The 26,940-nt window shown below is 38.0% G+C and carries 21 protein-coding genes; 11 read left to right on the top strand and 10 right to left on the bottom strand.

The window, feature by feature from the left end; all coding sequences use genetic code 11:
- The first annotated feature begins 74 nt into the window (after positions 1–74).
- Together RBL01_RS08135 and RBL01_RS08130 are read left to right on the top strand one after the other, a co-directional pair.
- Positions 75–401, top strand: coding sequence for a PadR family transcriptional regulator (locus RBL01_RS08135; protein ID WP_002289468.1), 327 nt, complete (start codon positions 75–77; stop codon positions 399–401).
- Positions 402–1,151 carry a permease prefix domain 1-containing protein gene (locus RBL01_RS08130; protein WP_002327130.1) on the top strand — a complete coding sequence of 250 codons (750 nt, stop codon included), beginning with the start codon at positions 402–404 and terminating at the stop codon, positions 1,149–1,151.
- 79 nt (positions 1,152–1,230) lie between these two features.
- Here the strand turns inward: RBL01_RS08130 and RBL01_RS08125 are convergent, their stop codons facing one another.
- Both RBL01_RS08125 and RBL01_RS08120 read right to left on the bottom strand, forming a co-directional pair.
- Positions 1,231–1,686: a Spx/MgsR family RNA polymerase-binding regulatory protein gene (locus RBL01_RS08125; protein WP_002289471.1), complete on the bottom strand. Its 456-nt coding sequence runs from the start codon at positions 1,684–1,686 to the stop codon at positions 1,231–1,233.
- A 426-nt stretch (positions 1,687–2,112) separates the two neighbouring features.
- Positions 2,113–2,388: a hypothetical protein gene (locus RBL01_RS08120; protein ID WP_002327129.1), complete on the bottom strand. Its 276-nt coding sequence runs from the start codon at positions 2,386–2,388 to the stop codon at positions 2,113–2,115.
- A 292-nt stretch (positions 2,389–2,680) separates the two neighbouring features.
- On the opposite strand from RBL01_RS08120, the gene thiD reads away from it, so the two are divergent.
- On the top strand, positions 2,681–3,496 hold the full coding sequence (gene thiD, locus RBL01_RS08115) for a bifunctional hydroxymethylpyrimidine kinase/phosphomethylpyrimidine kinase (protein WP_002327128.1): 816 nt from the start codon (positions 2,681–2,683) through the stop codon (positions 3,494–3,496).
- 449 nt (positions 3,497–3,945) lie between these two features.
- Here the strand turns inward: thiD and cls are convergent, their stop codons facing one another.
- The gene (gene cls / locus RBL01_RS08110) at positions 3,946–5,397 is read right to left on the bottom strand and encodes a cardiolipin synthase (RefSeq protein WP_002327127.1); all 1,452 of its coding nucleotides are present in this window, start codon (positions 5,395–5,397) and stop codon (positions 3,946–3,948) included.
- 340 nt (positions 5,398–5,737) lie between these two features.
- On the opposite strand from cls, the gene RBL01_RS08105 reads away from it, so the two are divergent.
- A complete protein-coding gene (locus tag RBL01_RS08105) occupies positions 5,738–8,404 on the top strand; it encodes a cation-translocating P-type ATPase (protein WP_307780972.1) in 2,667 nt (888 codons plus the stop codon).
- A 363-nt stretch (positions 8,405–8,767) separates the two neighbouring features.
- Complete coding sequence (locus RBL01_RS08100) at positions 8,768–9,520, top strand: class I SAM-dependent methyltransferase (RefSeq protein ID WP_002327980.1); 753 nt, start codon at positions 8,768–8,770, stop codon at positions 9,518–9,520.
- Positions 9,521–9,541: 21 nt separating this feature from the next.
- Here RBL01_RS08100 and RBL01_RS08095 read toward each other — a convergent pair whose 3' ends face one another.
- Positions 9,542–10,696, bottom strand: a complete 1,155-nt coding sequence (locus RBL01_RS08095; protein WP_002289270.1) for a hydroxymethylglutaryl-CoA synthase — start codon at positions 10,694–10,696, stop codon at positions 9,542–9,544.
- 184 nt (positions 10,697–10,880) lie between these two features.
- On the opposite strand from RBL01_RS08095, the gene RBL01_RS08090 reads away from it, so the two are divergent.
- A complete protein-coding gene (locus RBL01_RS08090) occupies positions 10,881–13,322 on the top strand; it encodes a hydroxymethylglutaryl-CoA reductase, degradative (protein WP_002319266.1) in 2,442 nt (813 codons plus the stop codon).
- A 329-nt stretch (positions 13,323–13,651) separates the two neighbouring features.
- On the opposite strand, the gene RBL01_RS08085 is transcribed toward RBL01_RS08090, so the two are convergent.
- The 3 genes from RBL01_RS08085 to RBL01_RS08075 form a co-directional block, all read right to left on the bottom strand.
- Positions 13,652–14,356 (bottom strand): hypothetical protein, encoded by a 705-nt coding sequence (locus RBL01_RS08085; protein ID WP_002289272.1) that lies wholly within the window; start codon positions 14,354–14,356, stop codon positions 13,652–13,654.
- A gap of 195 nt (positions 14,357–14,551) precedes the next feature.
- On the bottom strand, positions 14,552–14,797 hold the full coding sequence (locus RBL01_RS08080) for a hypothetical protein (RefSeq protein ID WP_002319268.1): 246 nt from the start codon (positions 14,795–14,797) through the stop codon (positions 14,552–14,554).
- Positions 14,798–14,813: 16 nt separating this feature from the next.
- Positions 14,814–15,665 carry an aldo/keto reductase gene (locus tag RBL01_RS08075; RefSeq protein ID WP_002319269.1) on the bottom strand — a complete coding sequence of 284 codons (852 nt, stop codon included), beginning with the start codon at positions 15,663–15,665 and terminating at the stop codon, positions 14,814–14,816.
- Between the two features lie 165 nt (positions 15,666–15,830).
- On the opposite strand from RBL01_RS08075, the gene RBL01_RS08070 reads away from it, so the two are divergent.
- Positions 15,831–16,835: a nucleoid-associated protein gene (locus tag RBL01_RS08070; RefSeq protein WP_002294378.1), complete on the top strand. Its 1,005-nt coding sequence runs from the start codon at positions 15,831–15,833 to the stop codon at positions 16,833–16,835.
- 294 nt (positions 16,836–17,129) lie between these two features.
- Here RBL01_RS08070 and RBL01_RS08065 read toward each other — a convergent pair whose 3' ends face one another.
- Complete coding sequence (locus RBL01_RS08065) at positions 17,130–17,486, bottom strand: YxeA family protein (RefSeq protein WP_307780973.1); 357 nt, start codon at positions 17,484–17,486, stop codon at positions 17,130–17,132.
- Between the two features lie 367 nt (positions 17,487–17,853).
- Between RBL01_RS08065 and tuf the strand changes: the two genes are divergently transcribed.
- Positions 17,854–19,041: an elongation factor Tu gene (gene tuf, locus RBL01_RS08060; protein ID WP_002289463.1), complete on the top strand. Its 1,188-nt coding sequence runs from the start codon at positions 17,854–17,856 to the stop codon at positions 19,039–19,041.
- Between the two features lie 187 nt (positions 19,042–19,228).
- Here tuf and mprF read toward each other — a convergent pair whose 3' ends face one another.
- The gene (mprF, locus tag RBL01_RS08055) at positions 19,229–21,820 is read right to left on the bottom strand and encodes a bifunctional lysylphosphatidylglycerol flippase/synthetase MprF (protein ID WP_002328595.1); all 2,592 of its coding nucleotides are present in this window, start codon (positions 21,818–21,820) and stop codon (positions 19,229–19,231) included.
- Positions 21,821–21,845: 25 nt separating this feature from the next.
- A complete protein-coding gene (locus tag RBL01_RS08050) occupies positions 21,846–22,607 on the bottom strand; it encodes an alpha/beta fold hydrolase (RefSeq protein WP_002289461.1) in 762 nt (253 codons plus the stop codon).
- Between the two features lie 166 nt (positions 22,608–22,773).
- Between RBL01_RS08050 and RBL01_RS08045 the strand changes: the two genes are divergently transcribed.
- The 3 genes from RBL01_RS08045 to RBL01_RS08035 all read left to right on the top strand — a co-directional run bounded on the left by RBL01_RS08045 (position 22,774) and on the right by RBL01_RS08035 (position 26,825).
- Positions 22,774–23,406: a lysozyme family protein gene (locus RBL01_RS08045; RefSeq protein ID WP_002289460.1), complete on the top strand. Its 633-nt coding sequence runs from the start codon at positions 22,774–22,776 to the stop codon at positions 23,404–23,406.
- A gap of 58 nt (positions 23,407–23,464) precedes the next feature.
- Entirely contained in the window at positions 23,465–24,325 is an 861-nt protein-coding gene (locus RBL01_RS08040) for a DUF368 domain-containing protein (protein ID WP_002298152.1), read from the top strand.
- Positions 24,326–24,509: 184 nt separating this feature from the next.
- On the top strand, positions 24,510–26,825 hold the full coding sequence (locus tag RBL01_RS08035; RefSeq protein WP_002327123.1) for a cation-translocating P-type ATPase: 2,316 nt from the start codon (positions 24,510–24,512) through the stop codon (positions 26,823–26,825).
- Positions 26,826–26,940: the final 115 nt, after the last annotated feature.

Raw genomic sequence — 26,940 nt, 5'->3', positions numbered from 1 at the left:
AAATTACTTTACCTGATGAAGTAATCATGCTATTCTAATTACAACGACAGATGGAGTAATATGGAGGAAAGAAAATGATTTCAAGTGATGGAATACGCGGATACAATGATGCGATTATTTTATCGATCCTTAACAAAAACGATTCTTATGGATATGAAATTTCTAAAACGATTCGTGAGAGGACAAATGATTCCTATGTGATCAAAGAGACAACACTTTACTCCGTTTTTGCCCGTTTAGAAAAGAATCAACTGATTGTTTCGTATCCTGGAGAAGTGACTCATGGAAAAAAGCGGACATATTATAAAATCACTGAAATAGGGCGTAATCTTTTAGAAGAAAAAAAGCAAGAGTGGCTGACGACGAAAGACGTAGTCGATCAATTTTTGGAGGGAAATTAAATGGATACAATCCGTAATTATTTAGACAGTCTTTTTATCGGAGTACCTCAAAGTACCGAGATAGATAAGCTGAAAACTGATTTGTTGGCAAATATGGAAGACCATTATCATGAATTGATGGGAGAAGGAAAAAATGAACAGGAGGCCATCGGTACAGTAATTTCGACATTTGGTTCAATCGATGAATTATTAGAAGAACTAGATGTCGAAAAAAAACATCAAGCTGACGAGACGGAAACAAACACAGCTTCTATTTATTTAAGCGAAGCAGAAAACTACTGGAAAGAATACAGAGCGGCAAGTCTCCAAGTGGCATCAGGTGTTCTATTCATTAGCTTATCTTTTGCAAGTATTTTTTTCTTTTGTTCAGCAGGATATGTGTTCATGGGTATTTCTTGTCTGATTTTCGGTATAGCATTAGCTGTCGGTTTTTTTATTGCTTCTGGTATGAAAATCACACGTTTAAATCACTTTTTGCACCATCGGAAAATACCTGAAAAAGTATTAGCAGAAGCAAAAGAAAAAGAAGAAGAGTATCAGCGAAGTTTTGGCTTCTCACTGATTGCAGGAATCGGATTATGTATTTTTTCACTTTTCCCACTTTTGGCTTCTTTAATGTGGTATATGGATGGTAGTATCGGTGCCTCTATATTTTTTGTTACGGTAGGAACGGGTGTCTTCTTGATCATTTATGGCAGTCTGGTCCGTCATTCTTATCGTCAATTCACTCAAAGTGCTTATTACTGGTGAATGTATTCAGATTTGTAAAAATATTCTATTTATCCGGCGTAGAAAAAAAGACTGTGACACGCTTTTGTCACAGTCTTTTTTATATATAATAATTTAAAAATTCATCATCTAAATCCGTAGAATTTTCTAGATTGCTTACCCATGTAAAATCGTTATAGACAGATTTCAGTTGACTTCTGCGCCATTGTACAGGGATAAAAAGACGCATGCTATCTTCATTGAATCCGACTAATAATTTCTTTCCGTCAGTAATGATGGGACGTTGTAACAAAGTAAAATGCGAGACGATCAGATCGACAAGCTCTGAGGTCGTACATTGGTCGATTTGATCTTTCAAATTTTTATAATCAATCGAGCGTTTAGCTAATAGATCGTCAAATCCGTTTTCTGTTAATGACAATAAATAAAATATCTCTTTCCTTGTTAAAGGCTGTTTAGGTGTGAAAATTCGTTCTCTGTAAGGCATTTGATGGTCTTTCAGCCAGTTTGCCATCAGATGGTAACTATGTGTGCGAGAAGAATAGATCGTAAGCATAAAAAAACTCCTTAAATAGTCCATTAATTTGTTAGATCTGTTGAGATAAATAATAGGTAAGGAGCTGTGCATAATCATTGATCAAAACAACCCAAACATCATTAGAAATAACTTTCTAAAGTCTTAAACTTGCGACGAGAAACAACTAGACTAATAGAAAAAATGTCTTAGCCATTTGGCTTCCTGTTTGTTTTTTTGCTTATGCTGCAGCTCCTCGGGAAAGGGTTCTAACAATTTGAAGAAGGTTGATGATTGATCTAGTTTAAATTGTGTGAAATTTGAAATCTGGTGTTTTTACTAGATGAATCACCTAACAACCATGATTATAACTTATAGAACTTCTGTTTTGTATTCGTTTTTGTTATAGTTGTTATAAAGTTTTATTTTATTACAGAACATTTTTAATTAATAAAGAACAGTTAGAAGTTAAAATTGCTGATTCACATAGAGTTTATGACTTCTTGGAAATTCTTTTTCAATCAGTTTTTTCATCTGTTTATGAAATTCTTTTTTTTCAGTAAACATAAAGGTTTGGGTATCGTAACCTTCTTCATGCAGGAAATAGATTATTCCTTTTTCTGTGTTTTGCGTATAAGCTTTTATACTCCTGTTTTTTTTGAAAGAACAGATCGTATAGCCATCTATTTGGTCTGGTAGTCGTTTGATTTTCTTCAAAATGACTTTTTTATCCTCAAGTTTCATTTTTTTCACCTGACTTTATTTTTTTCATATGGAAATCATAGCGCCTTTGGTTATATGAAAACAAGAAGGATACTGAAATATATATAAATCAAATAGTGGTTATTTATTATTAGAATAGCGAATACAAACAAATGACAACTATTTTCTGATTTATTACAAATGTTTTTCAAATAAATTTGATTACCAAGAAAAGGTAGTGGTATATTTACTGAGGGATACTTTGAAAAACATATGATAGAAACAGTAACAGCATTATGAAAAATCTTTTTATAAAAATGGAGGAATCGATTTGATGGAAGATCAGTATGTACAAGCAATGACGATCGCAGGATCAGATAGCGATGGAAGCGCAGGGATGCAAGCAGATATGCATACATTCTTTACAAGAAATGTTTACGGTGTTTCTGTCATGACCGCATGTGTTGCAGGTAATTCTTACGGAATCGGAGCAAGTGTGACATTGCCAACAGATTTTATCGACAAAGAATTTGAACTGATTGCGAAGGACTTTCAAATACGTGCAGCTAAAACAGGTATGCTAGCAGATTCAAAGTTGATTGAGACAGTTGTAAAAAATTACCAAAAATATGATTTTGGACCATTAGTCGTGGATCCCGTAATCGTAACGAAACATGGAAATCTTTTACTAGAAGAATCTGCTTTGCAAAGCTTGAAAGAAAAGCTTGTCCCTTTGGCCAAAGTACTGACACCTAATTTTTATGAAGCAGAAAAGCTGACTGGACGGACATTAGCAGCTGAAGAAGATTTTGTGCAAGCAGCAAAAGAACTGCAAGATATGGGTGCAAAAAACGTTATGATCAAAGGACATCATGCTAAAAATGCGCAGCAAGAAACAGTCAATGACTACGTATTGCTCGAATCAGGAAAATCATTTTGGTTAAATGCACCATTTTATCCTACCGACCGGATCAACGGAACTGGCGATTCGCTATCTGCATGTATTGCAGCTGAGTTAGCGAAAGGAAAAACAGTTGAACAAGCGATCCGATTGGCAAAAGACTATGTAAACCGTGCAATTCGTGAAGAAATAAATGTAGGGCACAAATATGGACCCATCAATCATTGGGCAGCTGGTGAATTAGAGTAAAAGAAAGAAGTTGTGAGATCAGCGTCCTGTTCTGAGTATTAGAGAAACAAACGGAAAAATAGTTCTCATGTTTTGCCGTTTGTTTCTCTAATACCGAAGGTCAGCTGATTGAACACCGTTTAGTGAAGAGGTTGTGAAAAAGTTGCCCTGCATCAAGTAATAAGAACAGCCAAGTAAAAACAGCTTCTTATATTTTTAACTTGGTTGGACTTATTACCGCAGATGCAAGCTTTTGAACACCGTTTAAGAAAGAGGTCGTGAGCCTGCCGTCCAGCTCCGAGTCACAAGGAACAAGTTCAAAAAACAGCTTCTCATGTTTGTTGAATATTGTGACTTGTGACCGAGGAGTTGGCAGGAGAACACCGTTTGTTCGGAAGAAGGGACTGTGACAAGATTTTTGTCACAGTCCCTTTAATCTTAGTATATTTTTCTCTACTTGAATAAAAAAATTATAGGATTGGAGAAAATAATCGAGAAATTTGTTGCTTGAATAATAGCCAGCTAGACATTTCCTTGACTGTTTCAGTTGTCATGGATGAACAATGTGTCTCATCTTCTTTGAACTGAGTAGCAAGTTCTTCTAAAAACTCAGGATCGTAAATGACAGCACTTGTTTCAAAATTCAATCGGTAGCTACGAATATCTTGATTTGCTGAACCTACCATGCAGATTTCATCATCCATTATCAATGTTTTTGCATGGAGGAAGCCGTTCTCATAGACAAGGATTTGTACATTTTCCTTGATCAGCTGCCGAGCATAATATTGTGTTGCTCGATAAATAAAAGGATGATCCGGTTTGTTGGGAATCATGATTTTCACATCTACACCAGAGGCAGTTGCGATTTTTAAAGCAGCAATGACACTTTCATCAGGAACAAGGTAAGGTGTCTGTATCCAAACACGTTTTTTAGCAGAAGTAATCAATTTGATAAATGAAAGCTTGATTTGTTCCCTTTCGTTATTCGGTCCGCTTGAAACAAGCTGGATGGATGTATCAGCAAGCTTAGATTCATCTCGATCTGCTTTTTTAAAGAAATAATTCAAATGATAGCCGACCTTTTCTTCTTCAGGTACCGAGACGTTCCAGTCTGTTAAGAAGCGAAGCTGGAGCAAAGAAGAAGCGGCACCGAAAATCCGTATATGCGTATCGCGCCAATAGCCGAATTTTTTTGTTGTATTTACATATTGATTGGCAATATTGAAACCACCTGTATAACTAATCTTTCCATCGATCACAACGATTTTTCGGTGATCATGGTAATTCAATCGGAAACGAAGTAATGCCTTTTGTGAGGTAACAAATGTATGGACATGTCCACCATTTTTGATTAGACGATTGAAATCTTTTGCTTTTGTGCCATGAGAGCCAAATGCATCATATAATATTCGAACTTCCACGCCTTCTGCGGCTTTTTCTTCTAAAACATGTAAGACTTGCTGGCCGATATTATCTGTCACAAATGCGTAATATTCGATATGGATCGAATGTTTGGCTTTTTTTAGATCTTGAAGCAGTGAATCCAATTTCTCTTGTCCGTCTGTGAGAAGAGTGACAGAATTCATTCTTGTCAGCGGCATACGATTTAATGAAGAGAAGAAGTCGACAAATTGCTGTTTGTCTTTATCGCCCATGTCAGGATCATAATGTTCAATGGTATCTCCTCTAAAAGACTGAAAGTTTTCTAATTCTTTCAAGTCACTTTGTCGGAGATAGAATTTTTTCTTATCCGTTAATCCACGTCCGAAAAATAAATATAATACAAAACCCACCCCAGGAAGGGTAAACAATACTAAGAGCCATGCCCAAATGGCTGCTACATCTCGGGGTTTGATCAAAATAGCCACCAAAGCAATAAGTGCATTTAATAGATAAAGGGCGGTTATAATACTAGATACCACAAAAATGTTCCTCCTTACATACAATAACATTAGTATAGCATGATAGAAGAAAGAAGCCTACCAAGGTGAATATACTTTTCACTCCTTTCATGAAAATGTAGGTAAATCGGGCTAAAGTAGTTGCTTTTTGTAGGTTAATAAGGTAGGATATTAGTACAGTTGAATATCTCCTTAGGGGAGTAACCGGCAACGTTTGTTGCGATAATATCAACAGTAAGTTAACCAAATGGTTTTCTGGTATTGTATGAAATGGTGAGACCTAAGACAAATGCGTATTTGTCTTAGGTCTCTTTTTTTTCAGACAGGACTAGGGCCAAGATCAAAAAATGGGGGATGAAATTTGGAAAACAAGGAACAAGCACAACAAGCGGTCTATAAAGAAACGATCGACTCGTTGATGCAGCAAACGCAGAGCTCAACCGATGGATTGAGCACCACGCAAGCGAAGGAAAAATTAGAAAGAGATGGCTTGAACCAGCTAAAAGAAAAGCCGAAGAAGCCAACTTGGAAATTGTTCTTAGAAACTTTCAAAGATGCAATGGTTATCGTATTGCTGATTGTCGCACTGATTCAGATGGTCATGGGTGACTACATCGAATTCTTAGTTATTTTGGCAGTATTGATGTTGAATTCTATAATCAGTGTTGTCCAAACAAAAAAAGCAGAAGGTTCTTTAGAAGCGTTGAAAAACCTTTCAGCGCCCGATGCTCGAGTGATTCGTGATGGTAAGAAAAAAACGATTCCGGCAAACGAACTTGTGGTAGGAGATATCGTGTTGTTAGACGCAGGCGATTATGTACCTGCTGATGGACGTTTACTAGATGCGGGATCATTAAAAGTAGATGAAGGTATGCTGACAGGAGAGTCGACTTCTGCAGAAAAAGAAGTAACGGATATCACAAGTACGGTACCAATCGGAGATCGTACAAATATGGTATTCAGTGGAACGATCGTAACTTACGGACGCGGTAAATTCTTAGTGACTTCAACTGGGAATAATACGGAGATCGGACAAGTTGCTGGCCTTTTGGAATCAACAACTGAGCAAGTCACTCCGTTACAACGAGGTCTGGATAAATTCAGTAAAAAACTAAGTTTGGCTATTTTGGCATTGTCTTTATTGATTTTAGGTATCCAACTGTTTCGTATTTATCTTGGAGAAGGTACAGGAGATATGACTGCAGATATCGTCAGCGCAGTGATGTTTGCCGTAGCCGTAGCCGTAGCTGCTATTCCAGAAGCATTACAGTCTATCGTAACAATCGTGTTATCTTTGGGAACGAATAAAATGGCAAAACGTCATGCCATTATCCGAAAACTTCCAGCAGTTGAAACACTTGGTTCGACAAGTATCATCTGTACAGATAAGACTGGTACATTGACACAAAACAAAATGACAGTTGTTGACTACTTTTTAGGTAATGGCGATACTGGGGATTTCACAAATGACCCTTCAAAATGGACAGCTGACGAACGTCGCTTGATCGAAATCAGTGTTTTAGCGAATGATGCATCGATCAGTGAAGACGGTACTAAATTGGGCGACCCTACGGAAGTAGCGTTTATCGATTTTAGTGAAAAATTAAACCAGCCTTATCAGGAAATCCGAAACAACTACCCAAGACAAGCAGAACTTCCTTTTGACTCAGATCGAAAATTAATGTCTACTGGACACACAATTGATAACAAAAATTACTTGTTTGTTAAAGGCGGACCAGATATCGTCTTCCAACGCAGTAAAAAAGTATTGCTAAATGGTGAAGTCGTTCCGATGACGGATGAATTGATGAAAAAATTCCAAGAGCAAAATGAAGCTTTTTCAACACGCGCATTACGTGTACTAGCTTTTGCTTACCGTCCACTTGATAATTTTGATTTATCATTTGAAGATGAAGACGATTTGATCCTTGTTGGTTTGCTTGCTATGATCGATCCTCCACGTGCTGAAGTGACTCAGGCGGTAACAGAAGCAAGAAGTGCAGGAATCAAAACAATCATGATTACTGGTGACCACAAAACAACAGCTGTTGCTATCGCAAAACAAATCGGGATTTTTGAAGAAGGAAACCTGGCTTTGACCGGGACGGAACTAGATGAATTGACAGAAGATCAACTAAACGAAGTTTTAGAAAAAGTCACTGTTTATGCACGTGTTTCACCTGAGAATAAAATTCGTATCGTTCGTGCTTGGCAAAATAAAGGTCATATCTCAGCTATGACAGGTGATGGCGTAAATGATGCACCAGCATTGAAACAAGCAGACATTGGAATTGCTATGGGAACGGGTACAGATGTGGCAAAAGATGCAGCAGCGATGGTATTGACGGATGATAACTTTGCTTCTATTGTCAGCGCAGTAGAAGTAGGACGTAATGTGTTTGATAATATCAAGAAAGCTATTTCTTATCTATTTGCAGGAAATTTAGGTGCGATCATTGCGATCATCTTTGCCTTAGTTGCTGACTGGTCCAATCCATTTACAGCATTACAACTGTTGTTCATCAATTTAGTCAATGATTCACTGCCAGCAATTGCATTAGGTACAGAAAAAGCTGAACCTGCTACGATGAACCGCCCGCCAAGAGATCCAAATTCAGGAATCTTTACGGACAAAACATTGATTTCTGTAACGTATCGTGGTGTGCTGATTGGGATTGCTGTTATCTTCGCTCAATGGCTTGGCATGCAGCATTCACCTGAATTCGGTGTAGCCATGTCATTTTCAACATTGATTTGGTGTCGGACATTGCAAACATTCCCAGCACGTTCAAACACACAAACAGCTATCCAAGCAGGGTTCTTCTCTAACAGAAGTGTCTTACTAGCTGTAGTTGTATGTAGCGCGCTTTACTGCTTAACAATGATCCCAGGACTGAAAGAAGTCTTCTCTATCCCATCAGCATTTGGATTGACAGAAGTCTTTACATGTATGGGAATCGCACTTGTGACAATTGTTTTGATGGAAATCACTAAATTGATCATTGTACGAGTACAAGGAAATAAATAAAACGAATCAACGAGATTGTGAGCCTGCCGTTTAACTCTGAGTCACAAGGAGCAATTTCAACAAACAGCTTCTCATGTTTGTTGAATATTGTGACTTGTGACCGAAGAGTTGGCAGGAGAACACCGTTTAAGGAAGAAGTTGTAAAATCAGCATTTTGAGCTAATACTGAGGGTCATCTGATTGGACACTGTTTATTCGGAAAGAGGGACTTTGACACGACTTTGGTCACAGTCCCTTTTTTTATTTATGATAGACGGAAAGCCAATCATTTTATTATTCATCAAAAGAGATAGAATAGATAAAAGAGGAGAATAATTTATTCCGAAAAGTGAAAACATATAACAAAAAATTAGAGGAAATCAAATGAATGAAAAAGAATGGGATGAATTTGCTGAAGAATATTATGAAATCCAGCAAGAATCGCAAGTAACTATTGCTGAAGATGTAAGAAATTATCTGAAAACGGAGAAAGTCCTGCCTGCTGAAACAGCAGCAGACGTTGCTGGAGGATCTGGCAGATTTCTTTCCTTAGCAAAAGAAATTAATCGCTATGATTTGATCGATTTTTCTTCAGGAATGCTAGAAAATGCAAAAAAAGAAGCAGAAAAAAATGAGTTGCCAAATGTTTCCTTTATCAAACAGTCGTTAGAAGAATTTATCCAATCAAATGAGACATATGAAATGGTTTTTACAGCAGCAAATCCAGCATTGGTACATCTTATTCAATTAGAAAAATTGATGAAAAAGTCAAGCAAATGGTGCGTGATAATCAGAGTAGTGGAATCAATCGATGATGTTTTTTATCCTATCGAAAAGCAACTAGGAATGATAGAAGAAGATCCTAATACATCGCCAGTTGTAATGGATCAATTTGAAACATACTTAATTGATGAAGGATTCAAAGTGAAGAAAAAAGATTTTACTTATTTTACACAGGAATCAATTACTGAAGAATTGATGAAGCTATACTATGACGCGTACGCAAAAGATCCTGTTGTGACTAGGTACATTCGCAAACTATTCAATGAAAAACGAGAAATCCTTAGTACGACTAAGCTGACCTATAGACTGCTCCTTTGGTCCGCAGATAAAAAAAGAACCTTTCACGACTCGTGAAGGGTTCTTTTTATGATTTTATTATATTTTGTAGTAACGAATATCATTTTCGATCTTTGTAATCGAAAAAGGTACATCTGAAGTATATTCTGCACATTCTCCGTGTTCAGGAAGCGTCTCACTGAAAATCGTTTCATATTCGTCAACAGTGATCCGTGTTCGAGAATCTAGCATCTCTTGATGAGATTGTGCGAAGAGATATTCTTGATAGTTTTCTTCCAGATAACCTGTAAAAAATTCACTTACTGCACCAGAACCGTAGCTGAATAGACCGATGCGATCTCCTGGCTGTAGTGATTTCGAATTTTCCAGTAGAGAAGTTAGCCCCAGGTATAATGAACCAGTGTAAAGATTACCGATTCGTCGGCTGTAACGGATGCTTTCTTCATAGCGAGCCATAAGACGTTCCTGATTTTCTTCGTCTGTTTGGTCTAATACGCTTTGCAATGCCTTTTTTCCCATCTTAGTATACGGAATATGGAAAGCAATCGCCTGATAATCTTCGAGTCCTCGACCCGACAATTCTTTATGTCGATTCCAAACTTTTTGGAATGATTCGATATACGTAGAATTAGATAAAGGACCATCAACAACAGGAAATTCGCTATAATCTGGACGCCAGAAATCATAGATATCTTCTGTCAGAAATACGCTGTCGTCTTCAATCGATAAAATACGCGGGTTTTGAGTGATCATCATCGCAACAGCACCGACACCTTGCGTCACTTCACCACCGCTTGCCAAGCCGTAACGAGCAATATCACTTGCTATGACTAGTACTTTTCGTTCTGGATGATTTTTGACATATTCTTTCGCCATGTGCAAAGCTGCGGTGCCACCGTAGCAAGCCTCTTTTACTTCAAAAGAACGAGCAAAAGATTGGATTTTCAGTAAATGGTGGATAATTACCGCACTCGCTTTTGAATGATCAATCCCGGATTCTGTTCCGACGATGACCATGTCGATTAGCTCACGGTCTTTTTCTGTTACGATTTTGCTGGCAGCATTTGCTCCTAGTGTAATGATGTCTTCATTTGCACGATTGACTGCCATTTGGTCTTGACCAATCCCTATATGGTATTTTGCAGGATCATCCCCACGGCTTTCTGCCAACTCTGTCATATCTAAATATAAATTAGGAATAAAAAAGGAAAGACGATCAATCCCTATTTTCATTTCAACACCTCTTTACTTATGATAAAAGACTTACTTTACTAAGGTATCATAAAAAGATTAAAAGAAATATAAAAAAGAGAATATTTAAGGATTGTTAAAATTTAATCTTAGAAAAAAACAACTGGAACAAGAGCTATTTGTTTTTACAGCAAAGAATGGTATATTTTTGTAGGAGGTGGCTTACTTGAAAGAAGTCGTTATGATAGATGCTGCAAGAACGCCGATAGGAAAGTATCGCGGAAGTTTAAGTCCATTTACTGCAGTTGAATTAGGCACACTTGTGACTAAAGGATTATTAGATAAAACAAAACTGAAAAAAGATAAAATCGATCAAGTAATATTCGGAAATGTCCTGCAAGCTGGTAATGGTCAAAATGTTGCCAGACAGATTGCTTTGAACAGCGGTCTCCCTGTAGATGTCCCAGCAATGACGATCAATGAAGTTTGCGGATCTGGTATGAAAGCAGTGATCTTAGCACGCCAGCTGATCCAACTAGGTGAAGCAGAACTTGTGATAGCCGGCGGAACAGAGAGTATGTCTCAAGCACCTATGCTGAAACAGTATCAGTCAGAAACAAATGAATATGGTGAACCAATTTCCAGTATGGTCAACGACGGATTGACTGACGCATTTTCAAATGCACATATGGGATTAACCGCAGAGAAGGTTGCAACACAATTTTCTGTGAGCAGAGAAGAGCAGGATCGCTATGCCTTGTCGTCCCAGTTGAAAGCAGCACATGCTGTCGAAGCCGGTGTATTTTCTGAGGAAATCATCCCAGTCAAGATTTCTGATGAAGACGTTTTATCTGAGGATGAAGCAGTTCGTGGAAATAGTACATTGGAAAAACTGGGCACGTTACGTACAGTATTCTCAGAAGAAGGAACTGTAACAGCAGGAAATGCTTCCCCGTTGAATGACGGTGCCTCTGTGGTGATCCTTGCATCCAAAGAATACGCAGAAAATAATAATCTGCCTTATTTAGCAACCATCAAAGAAGTAGCGGAGGTCGGTATTGACCCAAGTATCATGGGAATCGCTCCAATCAAAGCCATTCAAAAATTGACAGATAGATCAGGAATGAATTTATCAACAATCGATCTTTTTGAGATCAATGAAGCATTTGCAGCTTCTTCTATCGTAGTTAGCCAAGAACTGCAGTTAGATGAAGAAAAGGTCAATATATATGGAGGAGCAATCGCATTAGGCCATCCAATTGGTGCAAGCGGTGCACGTATCTTGACTACATTAGCTTACGGATTGCTTCGTGAACAGAAGAGATACGGTATTGCTTCATTATGTATTGGTGGAGGTTTAGGCTTGGCAGTCTTGTTAGAAGCGAATATGGAGCAAACACATAAGGATGTGCAAAAAAAAAAGTTTTATCAGCTTACGCCATCTGAACGGCGCAGTCAATTAATAGAAAAAAATGTATTGACACAAGAAACTGCGTTGATTTTTCAGGAACAAACACTTTCTGAAGAGCTCTCCGATCACATGATCGAAAACCAAGTGAGTGAAGTGGAAATCCCAATGGGCATCGCGCAGAATTTTCAAATCAATGGCAAGAAAAAATGGATTCCGATGGCAACAGAGGAACCATCAGTCATTGCAGCTGCAAGTAATGGTGCAAAAATCTGTGGAAATATCTGCGCAGAAACACCTCAGCGGCTGATGCGAGGGCAAATCGTTCTATCAGGAAAATCGGAGTATCAAGCAGTGATCAATGCAGTTAATCATCGAAAAGAAGAGCTGATTCTTTGTGCAAATGAAAGTTATCCTTCAATCGTGAAACGCGGGGGCGGTGTTCAAGATATCTCTACTCGGGAATTCATGGGGAGTTTCCATGCATACTTATCTATTGATTTTTTAGTGGATGTAAAAGATGCAATGGGCGCTAACATGATCAACTCGATTCTTGAGAGTGTGGCAAACAAGTTACGGGAGTGGTTCCCTGAAGAAGAGATTCTATTCAGTATTTTAAGTAATTTTGCTACAGAATCATTGGCTTCTGCCTGTTGTGAAATCCCATTCGAACGCTTAGGGAGAAACAAAGAAATCGGTGAACAAATTGCCAAAAAAATCCAACAGGCAGGGGAATATGCGAAGCTTGACCCTTACCGTGCAGCAACGCACAACAAAGGGATCATGAATGGTATAGAAGCTGTAGTGGCAGCTACAGGAAATGATACACGTGCGGTTAGCGCTTCGATCCACGCCTACGCGGCAAGAAATGGATTATACCAAGGATTAACAGACTGGCAGATCAAAGGGGATAAACTAGTTGGAAAACTAACGGTGCCTTTGGCTGTTGCCACAGTAGGCGGAGCTTCCAATATCCTGCCAAAAGCAAAAGCATCTTTAGCTATGTTAGATATTGATTCAGCCAAGGAACTAGCACAAGTAATTGCTGCAGTAGGGTTAGCTCAAAACCTGGCTGCTTTGCGTGCATTAGTTACAGAAGGAATCCAAAAAGGCCACATGGGACTTCAAGCTCGTTCATTAGCGATCTCAATTGGGGCTATTGGTGAGGAAATCGAGCAAGTTGCGAAAAAATTACGTGAAGCAGAAAAGATGAACCAGCAGACAGCTATACAAATATTGGGAAAAATCCGGGAAAAATAAAAAAGCAATATCTTTAGAAGAATAAAGCAAGATTTACAGTTATTTTATTTACTGCAGATCTTGCTTTTTTCTCTATCAGAAAATATGTTTATTATTAGAATTTTTTATAGTTAAGGTTAGGCATCTTAAGAAATCAGGCAACTCCAAGATATCTTCAGGTAGAAGAGAAGTCGCCTAACATTGTAGGATCATAGGTAATTTGTTGGACAGGTCAAGCTGATATTTGAGCCTGATGTTAGAAGGAATTTCTTTTTACTTGCTGTAGAAATTATTATATGACTAAAAAGGCTGGGATTTTAAATCCCAGCCTTTTATGACAAATAGAATTTTTATCGATCAGTAATCGCTGTCGCTGCAAATTGTTCGATCAAAGGAATCAAAGTCAATTTGACTTTGTATTTGCGTTCGAGTGCTTTTTCGATAACGAACTCATTTTCAGTAGTCATAGAAATAGTTGCTAATTTACGAGGTTCATCAGCATTTTTTTCATTAATAACTACTTCATGTTCATTTTGTTCTGTGTAAAATTTAGGATACTCAGCAACGGCTTTTGAAAAATCAGCAAAACTTAAAGCGGCATTCGTATCAGTTGAGCGTGTATTTTCAGTTGTGTCCGCTTTTGGTTTTTCCGTTTTTTCTTCTGGCACACTGACTGTTTCTTCTGTAACTGGTGTCGCAACAGCTTGCGCAGTTGGTTCATCGTTTTTCAATCGTTGATCATTCCAGTAAGACACGATTTCAATAAGAAGATTGTCACGGAATCGTTCGAAAATCCCGTTTTCTCCTGAACGAATTCTCTTTAGTACAGTATTGAAGTTGTCATCGATTGGCACGTTGATCCGTGTATCTTCATTTGTTTTCCCAGCTAATCCGATCGTTAAGATTTGACGGTTTTTGGGATCAAGCATGACTTGTAACGGCAAACCATAACGTCGCAAGCTCTCTTCTTCTAGAGAACGGAATAATTGTCCTCTTACACCATCCAATGAAGGACGGAATTGATTTAATAATTTTTGTTTCTGTTTTTTCTTCATATGTTCTCTCCTTCGCTCATACCCTTTCGATTATAAGAAAAAAACAGCCAAATGAAAAGGAGTAATGCAAAAAAACTTGCGTATACGCAAATTACAACAGAAAAATTTGCGTATTTTCCCGTTTTTTGAAAGAAAAATAAAAAATGGAACGGATTATGTATATATACATAATCCGTTCCATTTTTTCCATTTTTTCTATTTTTTCGGTATCAAGGCAAAAACAGGTAGTTCAGGTGAATAAATGACTTCATGTTCGTGCCAGGGTTTGACCATTAGCGAATGATCTAACCGTTTTTTCAGTTCTTCGATGATTTGATCATGTGTCCAGTTTCTTGCAGGAAAATGTTGGATTTTCTCTGCATCGATCAAAAAGACAAAATCGGAATGAAAAGTCTGGGTAACTTCTTCCGAGAGAGAATTCAAGCGTTCGATTGGATCCATAAAATCACCTTTCGACTTAAAATTGGGTAGTATCTGGGTCTTTTGCTTTGCCGACTACACCATCTAACTGATCGATTTGTTTCATTTCTTCTTCTGTTAATTCAAAATCAAATAATTCAGTATTTTCTTTGATTCTGCTTGGTGTCACTGACTTAGGAAGAGGAAGGAATTCGTGTTGCAGCGACCAACGCAAAGCAACTTGTGCAATCGTCTTGTCATGTGCTTCAGCGATTTGTTTCATTTCAGGCACATCGAAGATTTTACCAGTGCCTAATGGACTATATGCTTCGAGGATCATATCATGTTTTTTTGCATACTCAACTACAGTTGGCTGTAATTCGCCTGGTGCAAGGAAAACTTGATTGACCATCGGCATAATTTTTGCTGTTTTTGCTAGTGTATCTAGATGGTGGGGTAAGAAATTGCTCACACCGATTGCTTTGATTTTACCTGCTTCATACAGTTCTTCAAATGCTCGCCATGTATCTGCATTTGCTTGTTCCCAATTATCACGAAAAGCAACAGGGTTTGGCCAGTGGATCAAAAACAGATCTAAATAATCTGTTTGGAGCTTCTTCAATGATTCTTCAAAAGAAGACATCACAAGTTCATAGCTGTGGTTTGCATTCCATAATTTTGTTGTCAAGAATATCTCTTCTCTAGGAATTCCACTTTCCTTAATCGCTTGGCCGACACTTTCTTCATTCTTGTATCCTTGGGCAGTATCGATATGGCGATAACCTGCAGCCAGCGCTTCTTTAACAGAGGAAACAGCGACATCCCCATCAGGTGTTTGCCATGTGCCGAATCCTACTACCGGGATTTCGTAACCATTTGATAGACGATAAGTGCTTGTTAATGAATTCATACTTTCAGCTCCTTTTTTATTCGTTCAACTATAAGTGTAGCGCATTTTTTGAAAAAAAGAATCCATTTTGTTTCTACTCTTGAAATTTTTGTTTAAAAGAAAATGATTTTGATTCTGGTATTTTTGATTTTTTTTCCGTAAACTAAGACAGAAGGGAATGAGAAAATGGATATCTATTTAAAAAAAGCAATTCTGCATATTATTGACAGAGAAACTGGTTCTCCAGTCTTTTCACAAAAAGAGCTGGATCTGACAAAAGAATATATTCGTGATTTTCTTCAAAAGAAGATCCAAAAAATCTCTTCTGCTCAAACAAAAACTGGACAACTAGCAGAAGAAAGCATGATCGTTGAATCACTTAAAATCGCTCAAGAAAATTTTGTGGAAGCAAGTGAAGCAATCGTTCAGCGGTGGTTCGATATCTACCAAGAAAGTGAAGAAGCACCTAGTGCAGATGTATTTGTTGTTTTGTATGAATTAGATACAGTGATGTACTTATCTTTATTGAAAGTCAATTATCGTGAGGCTTACACTCACTTTGTTGAAGCAGACGAAGCAGGGATCGACAACCGCTTGATTTTGAATCGAGCAATTCTAGGGGCGAAAACACAAAAAGCAGATGAAGCATTCGCTGTGAATTTGACTGATTGGACCTACGAATTAATTGAAAAAAAATATGAGTTTTCTGGCAAAAAAGAGCTTTATTTTTCTGGAAGAGTGATCGAAAGTGTTCCTGCACCTTCTTTAGAAGAAAATGTAAAAGTGATCCAAAAAGTAGCCAAGCATCTTGGAAAAAAATTTGAGACAGAAGAATTTGATATCATGGCTGATTTGAAAGAAGCTGTCTATGATACGATAGAAGAAAAAGGTCGGTTGGATCATGAGATGATTGCGGAAAAAGTCTTCAAGGAAAACATCACAGCAAAAATGGCTTTTAAAGAAGAAGTACAAGAGCAAGGATTTGTCCCAGAAGCACCTCCTGTAAAAGAAGTGCAAGAAATTTCTGAGAAAAAATTTGGAAAACAAAAATTCAAGCTATCAAACGGGATCGAACTGATCGTACCAGTAGATGTATATCGCAACCCAGATTTGATTGAATTTGTGAATAATCCGGATGGTACGATATCCGTGATGATCAAAAATGTGGATGAAGTATTGAATCGTTTATAAAAATGACTAGAACATTAGGTGTTCAAGTACCAGTGATCAGTTGAATGAATTGTGTCAAGAGAAGGATCGGAAAAGACGAATATAACAAAAAAAGAGCGTGAGACAAAAGTGTTCTTTACTTTTGTCTCACGCTCTAAACACGTATAAACGGCGGAAGCAGAAGCAACTCCTTCGGAAATAAGCTGAAATTCACAAAAATTTGAAAAGTAATTTTCGTGAATTTCTTCTTATTTCTTGGAGTTAAACGCTTCTGTCCCAGCCTCTTTTTATCTAATAAAATTTTAAGACCATTTACTAATTATCGATTTTTTCTGCCGCATTTTTAGGCACTTCAGAAGCCTTTATTTCTTCCCAGCTTAATACACCTTTACGAGGATTGACTTTGAGTTTAAGATACGCATTCATCTTTAATGGATGTTCTCTTTCTTCGCGAAGCGTCACCTGTTCTTTTTCACCATCTTTATTATAAGCCGCTTGCTTGTAGGTATAAGTCGTGAATTTCTCTCCGTTATCTGCTTGGGTAGCTGACATTTCGCCATTCGTCGTGATTTTTGTATAATAAGCTTCGCCGCCGTAAAAATAATGATAAGCTGCAAAACTTCCGCCGAGAAATATGCCTAAAACGACAAGTACGCCAATTAATTTTTTCATGTACTTCACCTCTTTCCTTATTATTAACGAAATAGAAGATTTCGTCTATTGAAAGTTGTTGGCAACAGCTGAATTTTAAACTTTTCCTCATTTTGTTCTTATTGCTTCAAAAGAAAGTTAAGGACTATCTTGAAGTTTTTCTCAAAAAACACATTTTTTTATTTATAAAAGGTACTTTTTTCGCGTATAAGACAAGCGAGTGCTCTTAGTTGACTTTGACCAATATTGACGTATAATAAGCTTAGTTCGAATCTTACAAAAAGTAAGTCGGACGTATTCTTTTTGATTTAGTCAAAAAAAGACTATAATAAAAAGGTGAGAGCTGAAATTTTTCAGTGATCTATATTATTTAGGAGGTTTGTAAATTATGGCAAAAGAACATTATGACAGAAGTAAACCACACGTTAACATTGGTACGATTGGACACGTTGACCATGGGAAAACTACTTTAACTGCTGCGATCACTACAGTATTAGGCAAAAAAGGCCTAGCAAATCCTCAAGACTATGCTAGTATTGATGCAGCTCCAGAAGAACGTGAACGTGGGATTACGATCAATACCGCACACGTAGAATATGAAACAGAAAAACGCCACTACGCGCATATTGATGCACCAGGACACGCGGACTATGTGAAAAACATGATTACAGGGGCAGCACAAATGGATGGTGCAATCTTAGTTGTTTCTGCAACTGACGGTCCGATGCCTCAAACACGTGAACACATTTTATTGTCACGACAAGTTGGTGTAAAATACCTGATTGTTTTCTTGAACAAAGTTGATTTAGTCGATGATGAAGAATTGATCGATTTGGTAGAAATGGAAGTTCGCGAGTTATTGAGCGAATATGGTTTCCCAGGCGATGACACTCCTGTGATCAAAGGTTCCGCATTAAAAGCATTGCAAGGCGATCCAGATGCTGAAGCTGCTATTATGGAATTGATGGATACAGTAGATGAATATATCCCAACACCAGAACGTGATACAGATAAACCATTACTATTGCCAGTGGAAGACGTCTTCTCAATTACAGGTCGAGGAACTGTTGCCTCAGGTCGTATTGATCGTGGTGCTGTTCGTGTCGGTGATGAGGTAGAGATCGTAGGGATCAAACCTGAAACACAAAAAGCAGTTGTAACAGGTGTAGAAATGTTCCGTAAAACGTTAGATTACGGGGAAGCTGGGGATAACGTAGGCGTGTTGTTACGGGGGATCCAACGTGACGATATCGAACGTGGACAAGTACTTGCTAAACCAGGTTCCATTACTCCACATACAAAATTCAAAGCAGAAGTGTACGTGTTGACAAAAGAAGAAGGTGGACGTCATACTCCATTCTTCAACAACTATCGTCCACAGTTCTACTTCCGCACAACTGATGTTACAGGAACAATCACATTGCCAGAAGATACAGAAATGGTCATGCCTGGTGACAACGTGACGATTGATGTTGACTTGATCCATCCAATCGCTGTTGAAAACGGAACGACATTCTCAATTCGTGAAGGCGGACGGACAGTAGGTTCAGGTATCGTTACAGAGATCGAAGCATAAGAAACGCGACTCGAATATTTTGGTAATGAAAAATGTTTAAAATAAAAGAGCGGTCCAAACAGGATTTCTGTTTGGACCGCTCTTTGTTCTTCAATTGTATAAGAAGAGATTGTAGAAGCATGAACTTTCGTTTTACTTCAGTCTCTTTTATTCATCATGAGAGTGTTCATCTATCGGTATGCAGTTTTTAATACTTTTTTCGTATCCATTTTTTCAAACCGCTTATTCTACCTTGTGTCTGCTCAACTGGCGCATTATCAATAATCAGCAAAGCAATCATAACATATGCAATCCAACTATCTCTAGAATATAGAGTATAACGTGAGACCCAGTTTGTAGCGTACTTGCTTTTATATTCTCTTAATCCATGGAAAGAATAAAAATGAGAACCAAACTCGTAAACCAAGTATGCAATCCTTTCCTGTAAAAAACTCTTTCTGGAAGTTCCGACATTTGAAAGAGGGGCCATCCCTAAATTGAACCATTGGATATGTTCTTCTTTCATATAGGCAAACAAATGCAAGAACAAGAAATCCATACTGCCAGAAGGTGCTTTTTTAGGATCATATCGCATCAGATCAATCGTTCCTACTTTATTGTTCGTGTAAGTAGGCATGATCGTTGCAAAAGCGACAATTTCTTCTTGGGTATTTTTGACAACTGCAATAGGCGCTCTTTGTAGATAATCTTCAGAGAAAAAGCCTAAAGAAAACCCTTTTTCCTTTCGTGAACCCAACCAATTATCAGAGATATTTTTGAAAGTACTCATTTGCTCAGTAGAAAATGGTGGTTGTAAGACATCAAATGTAAATCCTTCTCGTTCGATCCGATTCAAGACAGCACGAGTGCCCTTCATTTTTTTCCCTGAAGTTGTAAAACTATTCAGGTCTACATAAGCTTCTTCCCCCATCTTAATGAAATCGTAGCCGAATTCATGCAAAATCATAACAATCTCTTCGCTTGTTTCGTAGAAAACTGGTAAATAGCATAGTCGATCTGTTTCTTCGATAAAAGCTTCGATTGCTTCTGGAAAATCTTCTTTCTTACCAGAAGGATCACCCATTACAATACATTTATTATTGAAGCAAGCGAATTGGAGAAGAACAGTTGGTTCACCGTCTTTTTCATAGGCAAACATCCGCTTATCTTTTAAGAAGATCAATTGACTATCGGAGTTTCCTCCATAAGTTGTAAGGATCTTCAGGGCCTTTTCTTCATTAAAGGCTTCGCCAATCTGTTTCTTTTCTCCTTGAAGGAAATGAACAAATAGAACGATCATGAAACTAACAGCGATGATGGCCAACAATCCCGAAAACCAAATCTTTTCAGAAGGAAATAAGAAAAAGGAAATAAAATGGTGACGCCGATGAGGGAAATCCGGCAGATTGTATACCCCAATAACGATGTAAAGCAAGGACAGTGCACCAATAATGATTCCATCGATCGTACGCCACTCCCATGAATAGATCAATTGTTCCCGAAATAATTCGTTTTTAGAAGCAAGAATGATCAGAAGCAGAATAGACAAGAAAACCACCGGTGTGAAACTAAAATCACTTAATAAAACATAAAGTAAAGCTAGAACAATCAAGAAGATTGTAGGCAAATATGCTCGTTTCACACGTGCTGCGATCCCTCTGCCCATAATGATTAAAAGAAATCCCAATAGTATACTAGGAAATTGGATAATAAAATGAAATTTCAATGGGTTCAAACTATGAAGCCAGCGAAACTCTGTAAAAGCTTGCGGGATAGTGGCAGAAAGTACTAGCATGATTCCAGAAAAGTATAATAAGACAACCACGATTTTATGCGCAATTTCTGTTGCTAATTGTTTAGGGATACCAGAATAACGCTGATCAAAAGTGGAACCGATATTTTTGAAGAAAAAGACGATTCCAATCAAAAACGGAATGATGTAGTAGAACAGGCGATAGAGCAAGATCCACACAACGACTATTTCTCTTGGCACACCAATAGCGGACAACCCGATAATCATCATTACATCGAAACTCCCAATTTCTCCTGGAATCATAGACACGATTCCTATCACTGAAGCAGCAATGAATAACGGAATTGTTTGCCACAGATCAATCCGGATTTCCATTAAATAACCAACAGAAAGGAAACTAAACAGGACACCGGTCCATTCCAACAATGAAACTAGCAATAGCTGTCCTTGAGTTTTAAGTGAGGTACCACCAAGGAATCCTTTCTTTTTGAAAGTAGTAAATAAAAAGACGACAGGAAAATATAGACCGCCGCCGATCAACCATATCCAATATTGCTTCAAAAAAGGAGCAACTGGCGTGAAGACTACAAGTAAAAAAGAAAGCAGACTGTAAATAGAAAGTCCAGCCATCAAAAACAAGAAAACTTTCGATAATGCTTGGATCACGTTTCTGCTCTCTTTCTTTTGTCCATATAATTCAGAGCGAAGCCCCACACTAACAAACCCGCCGAAACCGGCAATATTGTTGATTGTATTGATCAGCCAGCTTGTCTCAAACAAGTAACGAGGATTCTGCTTTTGTTCAAGCATCCGATTCAAAATAATATCATAACCAATCATAGGTAACACAGAGACAAGACCAATCAATAGCATTAGTCCGCTTTTCCATACAGGTATAGTGGCAAACGTTTCTCCTAATTGCTGGATAGATAGAGTTTTACCGATGGACATCAATTCACCGACAATAATGACAATGACAGAAATCAAAAAGATTGTTTTGAACAGTCCTAGGTGGTTTTTCAGCCATTGTATGGTATTTTTTAACAAATAAATCACCTTCTATTCCTAATAGTTATGTTTCAGAAAGAAATTGAAGAACTTCTCGATTGAAGCGTTCAGGATCTTTTCTAGCTAATTCATGTCCTTGTTCTTTCACAAGCACAAAGGAAGCTTTTGGTATAGTTTTAGCTATATACAAAGAATGTTTTAGCTTGATTACATCTTTTTTTCCCACGATGATCAAAGTGGGGGAGTTGATTTTTTTTAAATCATTTTCTGTAAGCCCGATGTCATGCAGCAAAAGTTTGATAACTAAAAGATTTTTGCGAAGACTTGGGCGAAATAAAGAGAGTAACCATACCCATGCATAATGAATATTACTGATGACTCTGGCAGAAAAACGAACGCCTTTAACAAGCGTGTTTCCAGAATTTAAAATCAATCGATGAACTTTTTTAGGGAAGCTGCTGGCAAATACCAGTGCTAGATTTGCTCCATCACTAAATCCAAGAAAATCTGCCTGATCGATTTTTTCCAGCAACATGATCGTATTCAGATCCTCGGCCATTAACTGAAAATTCAACATAGATGCTTCGTTTGTCGAACGACCATGTCCTCGGCTATCTACTAGATACACGGTATAGTAGCGTTCGAGTACAGGGACCTGTTCTGAAAAAAAGCGGCCGCTGCCGTCATTGCCATGCAGTAAAAAGAGAGGGAAGCCCTGACCGCTCTTTTCATAGTAAATTTCGCTCCCATCTGGCATTTTTGCATATTTCTTTTCTTTTTTCACATAATCACCTACTGTGTAAAGTATAACGATTATATCAGTCATTGGGCAATTGTTTTTACTGAAAAACAACGATCATTTTCGTAAGATGACAAAAAATACAGGAAAATTCATTTTTTCTTAAGGCGTACACAGAAATCAAGGAAGAAATAGCCAAGAAGATAAAGAAATAGTAAGATAAAAAAAGATGTCAAAATAACTAGGTGATGAAATGAAGCGAAAACGATTATCTATTATCCGTATTCTTTTTTACATGATCATTCTGACGGTTATTGGTGCGGTGTTGTTTTTAGGAGGAAGAACTTATCGTTCGGTAAAACGAGTGGAAAGCTATCAAATAGAAATAACAACAGCTGCAAAAAATTATCATATGGAAAACTACGAGAATTTGATCAAGGCGATAATATTGACCGAATCAAAAGGAAAAGGGACAGATCTCATGCAGAGCTCGGAAAGTCTGCATGGAGAAGCTGAGATCATTGATAATCCAGCTGACAGTATTGATCAAGGTGTCAAATATTTGGCGGAAATGATAGTAGAAGCAAAGAAACAAGGATGCGATTTATGGACAGCTGTCCAAGCATATAATTTTGGGAAAGATTATATTGCCTATGTAAAAAATCATGGCGGAGAAAACACAGTAGAATTAGCAGAAGCGTATTCTAAAGATGTGCTGAGCCCACTTTTAGGAAATGAGGAAGGGAAACAATACCGATATTGGCGGATCCAGTCCTTGCTTTACAATGGCGGCTATCTCTATCATAATGGAGGTAACATGTTTTATCCTGATATTGTCAAAATGAATGAAAAAATAATAGAGACCTATGAAAAAGTCTTTAAGTAAAATAGCAGGAAATGTTCAATCATGAATAAAATTAGTTGAAAGAAGGAGTGCGCAAATAGTGGAAAAAAGGCAAAAAATGGAAAATCAAAAAGTGGGGTACACAACCAAAGACTGGATGTTACGGTTTGTGAAGGGAATGTTTATCGGTTCAGGATTTATCTTGCCAGGAGTCAGCGGTGGTGCATTAGCAGCTGTCTTTGGCATGTATGAGCGGCTGATTTCTTTTTTAGCCCACCTTACAAAAAATTTCAAAGAAAATGTTTTGTTTTTTCTGCCTGTTGGTCTAGGCGGAGTGACAGGCATCTTTCTACTTTCTTTTTTAGTCAGTTTTTTATTAGGTGCGTATGAAACAACGATATTATGGTTTTTTGTCGGATGTATCGCTGGAACTGTTCCTGCGTTATGGAAAGAAGCAGGGAAAAAAGGAAGAGATACTTCTGATGTGATCATCATGGTTGTTACTTTTGTTCTGGCTTATTTATTTTTATTATACGGCGCTCAATTATTTGACGGGCAAGTCGATCAGAATTTTGGAACATGGCTGATTGCCGGCGGATTGATTGGTTTGGGTATGATCGTCCCAGGATTGAGCCCTTCTAATTTTTTGGTGTATATGGGATTGTATAAAGCGATGGCTGACGGATTTAAAGAAGTACGACTTGAAGTGATTGTGCCGATCGGAATTGGTGGGATTCTTTGTGTTCTTGGATTGTCAAAAATCATGGATTACATTTTCTCAAAGGCATATAGCAAGCTATTCCATTTCATTTTAGGTGTAGTTTTTGCTTCAACGATTATGATCATTCCTACTGATTACGCGGGATTGGGAGTTGCTGGGGTACTAGCTTGTCCTGTTCTTTTTATAGCCGGTACAGCGCTAGGTTGGTGGATGAGCCGTTTGGAGGAACAATATAAGTAAAGATAGATTGATAATAAAAACAGCACACGGGTGATTCAAACAAAAAGGTTGGCATCTTTTTTGTAAAATCATTCGTGTGTTTTTCTATAAATTTTATAAAAACAAGTTGTTTTTAATCTTGGAACACGCTAGACTTAAACACGTGATTATTTTTGAAAGTTGGCGGGAAATGGAGAAAAAGAAAATGAATGGACTTACACAGCAAGAGGTAGTTCAGAAAATGGCTTCTGGCCAGCAAAATGACTACCAGGAAGATGCATCAAAAAGTACAAAACAAATATTCAGCGATAATATATTGACGTTATTCAATTTTCTGAACTTTGGTATTGGGATTTGTCTGTTATTTGTAGGTGCGTATTCCAACATGGCGTATTTAGCAATTATTGTCGTCAATATCGTTATTGGAATTTATCAAGAAATACATGCAAGAAATCTTGTACGGAAATTATCGATTGTTTCCCAATCAGAAGTACTAGTGATCCGGGACGGTAAAGAACAATCGATTTCTACTAAAGAGCTGGTATTAGGAGATTTGGTAAAAATCGGAGCAGGAGAACAGATACCAGCCGATTTACAGGTTATATCTGGACGGGCAGAAGCAAATGAAGCTCTTTTGACAGGCGAATCTGATTTGATTGTCAAAGAAACTGGAGCTGAATTGCTTTCTGGAAGCTTTTTGACAAGCGGTTCTGTCATGGCTGAAGTTATCCGAGTAGGTGCAGATAATTATGCTGTCCGCTTGACTAGCGAGGCAAAGACTCACAAAGCTATTCGTTCTGAACTTGTAGATTCGATTCGCAAAGTATCCAAATTCACTAGTTTCGTGATTATTCCTTTGGGGATCATACTATTTTTGGAAGCACTGTTCATCCGCGATGCTTCTATCAAAATTTCTGTTATTGCATCTGCAGCAGCTTTGTTAGGCATGCTTCCAAAGGGTTTGGTATTGCTAATAAGTATTGCATTAACGACAGGGGTAACCAAACTGGCAAAAAAACGAATCCTTGTTCAAGACATGTATTCCATTGAAACGCTGGCCCATGTCGATACATTATGCTTGGATAAAACAGGGACCATTACTGAAGGAAAAATGAGTATCCAGCGGGTAGAAGCACTGCATCCGCTGTACGAGAAAGCCATCCCAGAAATTATGGGGACGTATCTGGCAGAAAGCAGTGATAACAACATCACTATGCGGGCTATGAGAGATTATTTTGAGCTTTCTAATCGGTATGATGTGACAAACAAAGTCGCATTTTCTTCTGATCGCAAATGGGGCGCGATGGAATTTCCAGAACTGGGAGTCGTGTACGTAGGAGCGCCTGAACGTTTGGTGGAAGAAGATCGGCTTCCGGACAGTCTAAAAACAGCCCAAGCGAATGGCTATCGCGTACTTATGTTGGGGATCGCTCCAGATCAGCAATTGAACGAAGAAAAAACAGCATTTGTTGAGCCGGTTGCTCTGTTTGAAATCGATGATCCAATCCGAAAAAACGCTCAAGAAACACTAGCTTATCTTCATGAGGAAGGTGTGGATCTGAAAGTGATTTCTGGAGACAATCCTTTTACTGTCTCCAATATCGCTAGACGTGCAGGATTACCGAATTATGATGCGTATGTCGATCTTTCTCAAATTACTGAAGAAATGGAAGTGCGAGAAGCTGCTCATCGCTATACGGTTTTTGGACGAGTGAGTCCTCAGCAAAAGAAATTGCTGGTAAATGAATTGAAAGAAAGCGGCAGAACGGTTGCAATGACAGGCGACGGTGTGAATGATGTTTTGGCGTTAAGAGAAGCAGATTGCAGCATTGCTATGGCAGAAGGTGATGGAGCAACACGTCAGATTGCGAATCTGGTATTGTTGGACTCTGATTTTACTACATTGCCAGAAGTCCTGTTTGAAGGACGCCGAGTGGTCAACAATGTGACGAAAGTCTCAGGCATCTTTTTTATCAAAACGATTTATTCATTTATTTTATCGATTATATGTGCCGTTACAGCAATTGGATTTCCGTTTATCCCTATCCAAATCACGCTGATTGATTTAGCGATTGAAGGGTATCCTTCCTTCTTTTTATCTTTTGAACAAGATAAAAGAAAAATCACTTACCGTTATTTGCCTACAGCACTTATTAATGCTTTACCAAATGCCTTGCTTGTAGTAGTGAATATCATTGCGGTGTATCTACTTGGAAAAACATTCGCATGGGGAAATGCTGAAACTACTACTTTGATGTATTACTTGCTGATTGGGATCAGTTGCATGGCAGTTGTAAAAGCTTGTTATCCCTTCAACCCATTGCGCATCTTCCTAGCAGTAACGACGATCGTAGGGATATATGTAGCTGCAATGCTGTTCCATGGAATTTTGGAAGTAAACTTAGGGTTGGGAGAGAGCGTAGGATACTTCTTTGTATTCATGCTCGTAAATATTGTTCTTCGAGTATTGTACTGGAAGGCTGATATTCAAAATCAGTTACTGAAAAGAGTAGCAAATTGATGCTTAATGAGATAGAAATGTGTTATACTTGAAAAAGCAATGAAATATGATACAATCAAACATGTATAATTGTGTCCTTTAAAATCGCACTGATTTCAGTTAGTGCGATTTTTTA

This window comes from Enterococcus sp. SB12, from assembly GCF_030910025.2.
Lineage (GTDB): Bacteria > Bacillota > Bacilli > Lactobacillales > Enterococcaceae > Enterococcus_B > Enterococcus_B faecium.
The sequence above is the reverse complement of the archived record's forward strand: the minus strand, read 5'-3'. Positions and strand labels throughout refer to the sequence as shown.

Coding starts and splice junctions, on each gene's coding strand:
- RBL01_RS08135 (WP_002289468.1), top strand. CDS start 75: ATGATTTCAAGTGATGGAATACGCGGATACAATGATGCGATTATTTTA.
- RBL01_RS08035 (WP_002327123.1), top strand. CDS start 24,510: ATGAATGGACTTACACAGCAAGAGGTAGTTCAGAAAATGGCTTCTGGC.
- RBL01_RS08065 (WP_307780973.1), bottom strand. CDS start 17,486: ATGAAAAAATTAATTGGCGTACTTGTCGTTTTAGGCATATTTCTCGGC.
- RBL01_RS08095 (WP_002289270.1), bottom strand. CDS start 10,696: ATGAAAATAGGGATTGATCGTCTTTCCTTTTTTATTCCTAATTTATAT.
- RBL01_RS08100 (WP_002327980.1), top strand. CDS start 8,768: ATGAATGAAAAAGAATGGGATGAATTTGCTGAAGAATATTATGAAATC.
- thiD (WP_002327128.1), top strand. CDS start 2,681: ATGGAAGATCAGTATGTACAAGCAATGACGATCGCAGGATCAGATAGC.
- RBL01_RS08050 (WP_002289461.1), bottom strand. CDS start 22,607: ATGACTGATATAATCGTTATACTTTACACAGTAGGTGATTATGTGAAA.
- RBL01_RS08085 (WP_002289272.1), bottom strand. CDS start 14,356: ATGAAGAAAAAACAGAAACAAAAATTATTAAATCAATTCCGTCCTTCA.
- RBL01_RS08130 (WP_002327130.1), top strand. CDS start 402: ATGGATACAATCCGTAATTATTTAGACAGTCTTTTTATCGGAGTACCT.
- RBL01_RS08075 (WP_002319269.1), bottom strand. CDS start 15,665: ATGAATTCATTAACAAGCACTTATCGTCTATCAAATGGTTACGAAATC.
- RBL01_RS08045 (WP_002289460.1), top strand. CDS start 22,774: ATGAAGCGAAAACGATTATCTATTATCCGTATTCTTTTTTACATGATC.
- RBL01_RS08125 (WP_002289471.1), bottom strand. CDS start 1,686: ATGCTTACGATCTATTCTTCTCGCACACATAGTTACCATCTGATGGCA.
- RBL01_RS08120 (WP_002327129.1), bottom strand. CDS start 2,388: ATGAAACTTGAGGATAAAAAAGTCATTTTGAAGAAAATCAAACGACTA.
- tuf (WP_002289463.1), top strand. CDS start 17,854: ATGGCAAAAGAACATTATGACAGAAGTAAACCACACGTTAACATTGGT.
- RBL01_RS08070 (WP_002294378.1), top strand. CDS start 15,831: ATGGATATCTATTTAAAAAAAGCAATTCTGCATATTATTGACAGAGAA.
- RBL01_RS08080 (WP_002319268.1), bottom strand. CDS start 14,797: ATGGATCCAATCGAACGCTTGAATTCTCTCTCGGAAGAAGTTACCCAG.